The organism is bacterium (genome assembly GCA_040755795.1).
GTDB lineage: Bacteria > UBA9089 > CG2-30-40-21 > CG2-30-40-21 > SBAY01 > JBFLXS01.
Map to the genome: position 1 here is coordinate 1 of JBFLXS010000695.1, position 1,334 is coordinate 1,334.

Genomic DNA, 1,334 nt, shown 5'->3' on the forward strand with positions numbered 1-1,334 from the left:
GATACTATAGCGGTTATTAACTGAAAGTTTACATAGGATAATACCCATAAATAAGGCATGAGAATAATCGTTCCGTTAGGAACATAATATCGGTAGGAATAGATAGACAAATCAATCAGTTCCGTAGAAACGATATATTGGTAGAAAATTTATGGAAAGCCATTTACCGATATATTGTCCTGTCCCTATGGGACATTAAATGAAGGATGAGGTAGAATTTTCATATTCTATTTTTCCCATTTTGTCATAAGAAATTAGGAGAAGGCAAGCCAAAGGGACATAATTGTCTAAAAATATAAAGAGTTATAGCCCTAATTTGACATAGTGTAGCAATGGTTTGTGCATAACTTGTTAATTCACTACGAGTAGTTAGGAGTATTTAATTCTAAGTAAAGTTTTGAATAATAACTGCTATATCGACTGGTTAATGATCCTCTGGGTTGTCTTTTGGGACTCCAAAATGTCAAGAAAAATACAAAAAGATGGCAAGAAATGAGGTAACACAATGTCACGCATCGTAAATATAGCCTTAAGTTCTATGCAACGCTCTCTTCATTTTACATTTTTCATTTTACATTATCCATTTTACATTTAACCGCACAGGTGGAAAAATTCAGGGAGTGAAGTTTTGAAGATGGTTTCCCAAATGTCACTAATTTCCTGCATAAATAGAGTCTATAGTCTTGTGTCTGATGTCCAGTGTTTGAATCACAGACCTTGATAGAATATCTTGACTTCTTTTTCTGATTCAAAGATGATGTTCTGTCTTGCAAACTCAACCTTCAAGGCATTGTGATAGATGGTAATGGGTCAGTGAAATGGGGGATTCTCCTGAAAGTAGGAAGTAGGAGAGTAGGAAAGTAGGAAAGGGGGAGACATTACCCCCAGAAGAAGAATACCGTGCACATCCTTTATCCCTTTCCTACTTACCTACTACCTACGTGCCTACTATTTTCATTGCTTTGTCTTCCGCAGGTTAATGTTCATTCCCCCAAATAACTGACGTATTACGATAGATGCTCTCCAGAAAACCATGTCCTAACTTTTTATGGACATTAATCCAGGCATTAATAATCCTATCACTTAACTCTTCTTTTCTCCACTTCTCCATCTTCTCCCTTTCTCCTTATTTTTATCCTACCTGAACCCTTACTCATCGTCCTTGTGTCCAGTCCTGTGGAGATGTGTGTTTCTACTGAAAATATCCGCAAGATTTTTCACAGATTTTAGAGATTTATGGGATGTGTCCCTGGGTTTGTGCAATTTGATTCTTACCCTTTGATTTTGCCTTCAGCAGGCTCATCTCAAGATAATCAAGAAGTTTATCTTTATCC

2 protein-coding genes are annotated in these 1,334 nt (G+C 36.5%); both read right to left on the minus strand.

Features of this window, described 5'->3' with window-relative positions; all coding sequences use genetic code 11:
• Positions 1 to 708 precede the first annotated feature (708 nt).
• Positions 709 to 807, minus strand: a complete 99-nt coding sequence (locus AB1414_21020) for a GxxExxY protein (protein ID MEW6609894.1) — start codon at positions 805 to 807, stop codon at positions 709 to 711.
• Positions 808 to 976: 169 nt separating this feature from the next.
• The gene (locus AB1414_21025; protein MEW6609895.1) at positions 977 to 1,111 is read right to left on the minus strand and encodes a GxxExxY protein; all 135 of its coding nucleotides are present in this window, start codon (positions 1,109 to 1,111) and stop codon (positions 977 to 979) included.
• Between the last annotated feature and the right edge of the window lie 223 nt (positions 1,112 to 1,334).